This window comes from Shewanella sp. A22 (genome assembly GCF_053850585.1).
In genome coordinates this window covers 1-7647 of sequence record NZ_JBSQBN010000170.1, presented here as the reverse complement: position 1 = coordinate 7647, position 7647 = coordinate 1, and the positions used below count along the sequence as shown (strand labels likewise).

Annotated in this window: 7 protein-coding genes; 4 read left to right on the top strand and 3 right to left on the bottom strand. The window is 40.6% G+C overall.

All coding sequences use genetic code 11. The features are described 5' to 3' along the window. Window positions 1-205: 205 nt before the first annotated feature. Entirely contained in the window at window positions 206-1075 is an 870-nt protein-coding gene (locus ACWXWT_RS19280) for a flagellar protein MotY (RefSeq protein ID WP_456043193.1), read from the bottom strand. A gap of 187 nt (window positions 1076-1262) precedes the next feature. Here ACWXWT_RS19280 and rnt point away from each other — a divergent pair, with 187 nt between their 5' ends. After that, a complete protein-coding gene (gene rnt / locus ACWXWT_RS19275; RefSeq protein ID WP_456043192.1) occupies window positions 1263-1925 on the top strand; it encodes a ribonuclease T in 663 nt (220 codons plus the stop codon). A 67-nt stretch (window positions 1926-1992) separates the two neighbouring features. On the opposite strand, the gene ACWXWT_RS19270 is transcribed toward rnt, so the two are convergent. Beyond that, window positions 1993-2598 carry a peroxiredoxin C gene (locus tag ACWXWT_RS19270; RefSeq protein ID WP_456043191.1) on the bottom strand — a complete coding sequence of 202 codons (606 nt, stop codon included), beginning with the start codon at window positions 2596-2598 and terminating at the stop codon, window positions 1993-1995. Window positions 2599-3519: 921 nt separating this feature from the next. On the opposite strand from ACWXWT_RS19270, the gene ACWXWT_RS19265 reads away from it, so the two are divergent. Next, window positions 3520-4842, top strand: a complete 1323-nt coding sequence (locus tag ACWXWT_RS19265; RefSeq protein ID WP_456043190.1) for a Na+/H+ antiporter family protein — start codon at window positions 3520-3522, stop codon at window positions 4840-4842. Between the two features lie 69 nt (window positions 4843-4911). Here the strand turns inward: ACWXWT_RS19265 and upp are convergent, their stop codons facing one another. Then, window positions 4912-5538 carry a uracil phosphoribosyltransferase gene (gene upp, locus ACWXWT_RS19260; RefSeq protein WP_456043189.1) on the bottom strand — a complete coding sequence of 209 codons (627 nt, stop codon included), beginning with the start codon at window positions 5536-5538 and terminating at the stop codon, window positions 4912-4914. Window positions 5539-5779: 241 nt separating this feature from the next. On the opposite strand from upp, the gene purM reads away from it, so the two are divergent. Both purM and purN read left to right on the top strand, forming a co-directional pair. Next, window positions 5780-6817, top strand: a complete 1038-nt coding sequence (gene purM / locus ACWXWT_RS19255) for a phosphoribosylformylglycinamidine cyclo-ligase (protein ID WP_456043188.1) — start codon at window positions 5780-5782, stop codon at window positions 6815-6817. Next, window positions 6817-7461, top strand: coding sequence for a phosphoribosylglycinamide formyltransferase (gene purN / locus ACWXWT_RS19250; RefSeq protein ID WP_456043187.1), 645 nt, complete (start codon window positions 6817-6819; stop codon window positions 7459-7461). Before purM ends, purN begins: the two co-directional genes overlap by 1 nt. The last annotated feature ends 186 nt before the right edge of the window (window positions 7462-7647 follow it).

Here is a 7647-nt window from a genome sequence, read left to right as displayed (position 1 = left end):
AACACATTCCCACCATCCATGGCGGTCAGATACTGGAGGTAGAGTAACGCAGGAGCTTGTTACCGAGGATCACTATTCGCTTCAATCATCTGCCTTGCCTACAGCACGTTGAACTCCCGCTGAAAGACAACATATTTAATAGGATTGGTATAACACCAGTGAAAATAAAGTGATATCCCCCACATTAACGTGAATGGTTAACCCATCAAATTGGCTTGGTTATTTTAATGATCACACGACGGTTAATTTGGCGTTCTTGAGTAATATCATTAGCAGTAACATGACGTTTTTCACCATGACCTTCAGTGTGAATACGGTCTTTAGGTATCCCACTAGCAATCAGTATATCTTTCACTGAATTCGCACGTTTATCTGACACTCTTTGGTTAACTGACCGACCACCATAACTGTCGGTATAAGCATCAATCAATACTAACTCAACTTTAGGATCATAAGACAAATAACGCTGCACTTTTTGCAATTGCAATTTAGAAATACGCGTCAACTCCACCCCACCTTCTTGGTAATTTAAAACGGTAAACGCAATATCGTCAAAACTATATGGCAATAAACCCGCTAAACAAGCACGAAACTCTCGGTATTTACCCGCAAAATTGGCCGAAGATAATCCAACGGCAATTTTAGCGCTCTGATTATACCAGTCAGCATAGTAGAAAGTGGGTTCCATTCCCTGGCTTAATTCATTCAACATAGACCATGCAGCTTTCTTAGGCACTTCTCCATTGAACTGTTTGCTGTAGGCGAGTTGAGTAATTTCTTTAGAATTATACCCAGGGCGCCAGCTGGGTGCTCGGCTAATTAATGTCGCTTTAGTTACTGCATCCGGTTTTAACCACATGTCTAACGTAAAATGTAAGTTGAGCTCTTTGCCTGCATTACTGGTAAATACAGCACGTCCATAATCTGGAATATCATGCTCAAGACGGCATTCTATTGGGTTATTCTCGCCGATCCGCCAAGCTGAGTTCTCCAGTGACGCGACATAGTGCCTCAGATCAGCATTAGCCGCTGAGCATAGAAACAAACTTGTAAGAACCATCAGTTTTCGCCACATAAAACCACCCTTTTTACCCGATTACCTTTTTAATATCGGCAACTAAGTCAGTTCCTTTAGTAAACAATTACGTTTAATCGATGATAAAAACCGCAATCAAACATGACACTGCGCTTGAGTTTGCGCATAATACTCGGCTTACATCATTTGCACCGATAAATGATAGCTATTGAGGATAAAGACTGTAATGACTGATATTTGCGACGCTAACAAGTTTAAACACCGCTTTCGCGGCTATTTCCCTGTTGTTATCGATGTCGAGACTGCGGGGTTTAATGCCAAAACAGATGCGTTGCTTGAAATTGCCGTCAGCTTATTGAAAATGAATAATGATGGGGTCATTGAACTTGATAGAACACTGCATTTTAATATTGAACCGTTTGAGGGCGCAAACCTAGAGCCTGAAGCGTTAGCTTTCAATGGTATCGATCCTACCAACCCGCTTCGTGGTGCCGTAGACGAAAAAACCGCCTTTTTAGAAATTTTTAAACAAGTCAAAAAAGCGCAAAAAGCAGCAGATTGTACTCGCTGTATAATTGTTGCTCACAATGCCGCTTTTGATTTAGGTTTTGTTAATCAGGCTATTGAACGTAATAGCTTGAAACGTTCCCCTTTTCATCCCTTTGCAAGCTTTGATACCGCAACGCTTGCAGGTTTAGCAATAGGTCACACGGTGTTAGCCAAGGCATGTAAGATGGCAGGAATCGATTTTGATAATAAAGAAGCACATTCTGCATTATATGATACTGAACGCACTGCAGAATTATTTTGCTATATTGTAAACCGTTGGAAAGCCCTAGGTGGATGGCCATTAATAAGTGCTGACGCTAATAATGAAGAAACGGAGTAGCGATTTATCAACGACCAATAAAAAAGCTGCCTAGGCAGCTTTTTTATTGAATTAAACACTCACGGCATTATAGCTTTGAAGAGTTATCTTTTAAGTATGCAGCAACACCTTCAGTGCTCGCAGTCATGCCTTTTTCGCCTTTTGACCAACCTGCAGGGCATACTTCACCATGTTCTTCATGGAACTGAAGTGCATCGATCATACGTAACATTTCATCAACGTTACGGCCTAATGGCAAATCGTTAACCACTTGATGGCGTACTTGACCTTCTTTGTCCACTAAGAAAGAACCACGGAAAGCGACTCCGGCTTCTGGATGTTCAACATCATATGCTTTACAAATTTCGTGTTTTACGTCAGCAACTAGAGTGTACTTAACTTGGCCAATACCTCCCTTGTCTACCGGAGTATTACGCCATGCATTATGAGAAAACTGTGAATCGATAGAAACACCAATGACTTCAACACCACGTTTAGTAAACTCTTCCATGCGGTGATCAAATGCAATAAGCTCTGATGGACATACAAAAGTAAAGTCAAGTGGGTAAAAGAAAATAACCGCTGGCTTACCTTTAATTGCGGTAGCAAGGTTAAATGTGTCAACAATCTCACCAGAACCAAGTACGGCTGCGGCGGTAAAATCTGGGGCTGGACGGCCTACTAATACGCTCATTATCTATCTCCATTTAATGGCTTAAACACTCAACAACGATATCATCATTTGCTAACTGTGATCGACTTAGCATTTTCTATATCGTTGGGACTTATATCAGTCGTATACCATACATCTAATTTAGCTGATTTATAAGTCATTTCAGATGAAAATTGGTTTACCTGCTGAAAAATAAAACATGCAGCCTCACTAAAATCAGTTTGCTACATATAGAAGCAATGACTCAGTAAATGTAACGGTCTTTAATAGGGGGTGATTGCCTATCATATTACAGTAACCTTAACGCTGTAATCGAAGTGATGGTTAACCGGAATAGATATGTTGGTACAGGCTTTCGAGTTCCACTCCCCCCCCAAGCCCTCGCAAATTGAATAACATCAACGGAAAAGTAAAATACCAGAAACTTTATTGGCAACTAATACTAATCCTATTAAATATGTGATCTTTTCGCGAGAACTTATAGTGTTGTAGGCAAAGCAGGTGTTTGAAGCGAATCATGATGCTCGGTAACAAGCTTCTGCCTTACTCTACCTCCAGTATCTAACCGCCATATAGGTGGGAATGTGTTATTTTTTATGGGAAAAAATAGACCATGCAGTCGTATTTTGAAAGCATCTAACAAAGCATAACGTACTTTGAAACCCGCCAGAATGGAGTCTCTCAGGTATTCATCTTCTGTGCTGCATCGATTAAAAGGGAGCACCCATTTCCGCATCCATTCGCTTAAATTGAAAAACCTAGTAGACGATGAACTGACCAGATATTTAATGAAATTGGGATAAATACTTCTTGAAATGGCTATAACAGCTCATTATTGACGTAGAAATAGCCATAAATCTGCAAAATAATGATATACGCTGGACAAAGATACTCTAGACAGTCAAGAATAGCCGTCTCACTTACTTTTTATGAATTATAATTATGAATGCGGTTGTTATCGCGGTTTGCTTAATGTTGTTTTTAAGCTTTATTCGAATTAACGTTGTTGTGTCGCTAACCATTAGCGCGGTTGTAGCAGGTTTAGTTGGTGGACTCAGTATTCATCAAACAATCGCAGCCTTTAACGATGGACTCGGTGGTGGAGCTCAAATCGCACTAAGTTATGCATTACTTGGGGCGTTTGCTGCGGCATTATCGCACTCTGGTTTAACAAAATTAATTTCTCATTCAATTATTAAAAAGCTTGGTAAAGAACCCAATAGTGGTAATACTCAAATTGTTCGTTGGTTGTTATTAGTCACAATACTCTTGATGGCCATTTCATCGCAGAACATATTGCCAATTCATATCGCCTTTATCCCAATCCTTATTCCACCATTATTACATGTCATTTCAAAGCTACAAATTGACCGCCGTCTTATTGCTTGTATTCTTACATTCGGTTTGGTCACGACTTACATGATACTCCCTATCGGTTTTGGGGGGGTTTTCCTAAACGATATTCTATTAGCAAATTTAAACACTAATGGTTTAGATGCAATTGGTGAACAAATTCCTAAGGCGATGTTATTACCCGCTATGGGCATGGTTTTCGGTCTACTTATAGCAATATTTATTAGTTACCGCAAACCAAGGCAATACATGGTTGAGCAACCCGTGCTAAGTGACAATACGCCAATCACAATTAGTCGAAAAAGTCTTTTGATATCACTCTCGGCAATAGTGGTGACTCTCGTGGTTCAACTGCAAACTGATTCAATGATATTTGGTGCATTAAGTGGGTTTATAATATTCCGTTTTTCAGGGATCATTAAACATGATGTTAGCAAGGACCTGTTCAATCAGGGTGTACATATGATGGCCAATATCGGCTTTATTATGATCGCCGCGGCAGGTTTTGCTGCCGTCGTTAAATCGACTGGTGAAGTAGGCACATTGGTGACATCTTTAGGTAACATCATCGGTGATAATAAAGCATTAGCGGCGCTATTAATGCTTATTGTCGGATTATTGATCACCATGGGTATTGGTTCGTCGTTCTCCACCATTCCAATTATTGCCACTATTTATGTCCCGTTAGCACTCAGCTTCGGATTTTCAGTGGCGGCAACTATTGCCCTAGTTGGTACCGCTGCAGCATTAGGTGATGCAGGTTCACCGGCATCAGATTCAACTTTAGGTCCTACCGCTGGACTTAATGCAGATGGACAACACGACCATATTCGCGACAGCGTGATCCCCACCTTTATACATTACAATATTCCATTACTAGTATTTGGCTGGATTGCAGCAATGGTGTTGTAATGAGTTCAGATATAAAAATGGGAGCCTACTGGCTCCCATTTTTATATCTGAACTCATTACATTATTGGATTATTTAGTACCAAATATTTTGTCACCCGCATCGCCTAAACCAGGCAAAATATAACCTTGCTCGTTTAAACATTCATCAATTGCAGCGGTGTACAATTCAATATCTGGATGCGCTTTTTCAAGTGCTTTAATACCTTCAGGGGCAGCAACCAAAACCAACGCCTTAATCGAATTACATCCACGCTTTTTCAATAGGTCAATAGTGGCAATCATTGAACCACCAGTAGCTAACATTGGGTCAACTACTAACGCGATACGCTCTTCAACATTGCTGACTATTTTCTCAAAATAAGGAACTGGTTGTAAGGTTTCTTCATCACGATAAATGCCAACAACAGAAATACGCGCACTGGGGATATGCTCAAGCACACCATCCATCATGCCCAAACCAGCACGCAAAATTGGCACTACAGTGACTTTTTTACCTTTCAGTTGCTCAATACTAACGGGTCCATTCCAACCATCAATTGTCACCGTTTCAGTTTCAAAATCAGCTGTCGCTTCATAGGTTAATAAACTGCCAACTTCAGTGGCAAGTTCACGAAATCGTTTGGTGCTGATATCCGCTTCACGCATCAAACCGACTTTATGACGAACTAGAGGATGCTTTACTTCAACGACTTTCATTTATTTCTCCTAGATTTCTGACTATTTCAGGCAAATTTGACAAATGTTAGTCGATTTATCCCTTCTATAAAACATAAAGTTTCAAAATTGCAGTAAATCGTGACCTAAACCAATAAAAAATAGGCAATTCATCGTTTTCTTTACGGGATAAAGTAAAAACATGGCTTTCGAGTCGCGACACAAGCTGGTAGAATATTGCCGCATAAAATTCCATAAAACGATGTACCCTAGAGGATCCTCCGTGACCACTCCTACCCCCCTAAGTTACAAAGATGCCGGCGTTGATATCGATGCAGGTAATGCGTTAGTAAACAACATTAAATCTGCGGTAAAACGCACTCGTCGTCCAGAAGTTATGGGCAATTTAGGTGGTTTTGGCGCATTATGCGAATTACCAACTAAATATAAACATCCAGTACTGGTTTCTGGCACAGACGGTGTTGGCACTAAGTTACGATTAGCCATTGATTATAAAAAGCATGACACCGTAGGTGTTGATTTAGTTGCAATGTGTGTCAATGACCTAATCGTTTCGGGTGCAGAGCCACTTTTCTTCCTCGATTACTACGCAACAGGTAAACTCGACGTTGAAACAGCAACCTCAGTTGTCAGTGGCATAGCTGAAGGTTGCTTCCAATCAGGTTGCGCACTAATCGGTGGCGAAACAGCTGAAATGCCAGGCATGTACGAAGGTGAAGATTATGACCTTGCCGGATTTTGTGTTGGTGTGGTTGAAAAAGCAGACATCATTGATGGCACAAAAGTCAAAGCAGGTGACTCATTAATTGCACTGGGGTCAAGTGGTCCTCATTCTAATGGTTATTCATTAATCCGTAAGGTATTAGAAGTCAGCAAAGCTGATCCTCAACAAGATCTTGCTGGTAAACCATTGATTGACCATTTACTAGAGCCAACCAAAATCTACGTTAAATCTTTATTGAAGTTAATTGAACAATCAGATATACACGCAATGGCGCACATTACCGGTGGTGGATTTTGGGAAAATATCCCACGAGTACTTCCGGACGATTGCAAAGCGGTTGTAAAAGGTGATTCTTGGCAATGGCCTGTGGTATTCGATTGGTTAATGGCTAACGGCAATATTGCACAGCATGAAATGTTTCTGACCTTTAACTGTGGTGTTGGTATGGTCATTGCGCTGCCAACAGACAAAGTTGATGCAGCATTAGCACTGTTAGCTGCAGAGGGCGAAAATGCTTGGTTAATTGGTGAAATTGCAACTCGTCAAGGTGACGAAGAGCAAGTGGAGATCATCTAATGAACCAAAGCTGTCGTGTTGTGGTGCTAATTTCCGGTAATGGCAGTAATCTTCAAGCCATCATTGATGGCTGTGACGATAACTTAAAAGCTGACGTTGTTGGTGTTATCAGTCACAAACCGGATGCTTATGGGTTAATTCGTGCTCATCAAAGTGAAATAGATACCAGCTGCGTAATCCCTCACACCAATGAAACTCGCAGTGATTACGATGCACGCTTATTAAAGGCAATAGAAAAATACCAACCAGATCTGATTATTCTTGCAGGTTTTATGCGTATTTTAACCGATGATTTAGTGAGTCATTTCCTCGGGAAAATGATTAATATCCATCCGTCTTTATTGCCTAAGTATACAGGGTTACACACACATCAACGAGCTATCGATGCAGGCGATAAGGAACATGGCGCTAGCGTGCATTTTGTTATCCCTGAGCTTGATGCAGGCCCTGTTATACTACAAGCTAAAGTGCCTATTTATCCTGAAGACAATGCACAAGCATTAGCGGAACGAGTTAATGAACAAGAGCATGCCATTTATCCTCTAGTAGTAAAATGGTTCAGCCTAGGTCGTTTATCAATGACTAATGGTAAAGCTTTTTTAGATGGTGAATTAATTGGTCCATCTGGTTACGCACCAGATTAACCATTGACTTGATTTTGCAATAAAGTCTTTCGTTTGTCATAAAAAAACCTCGCTTATTAGCGTAATGCCGATCAGTTAAGCGGTAATGCTATAAAATCTGAACAGATCGGTTGACCGATCTTTTCAGTCTGCGAAAATCCGATAATCTTTATTATCGGATTTTTTTATGGAACTCTCTGAAGCCCT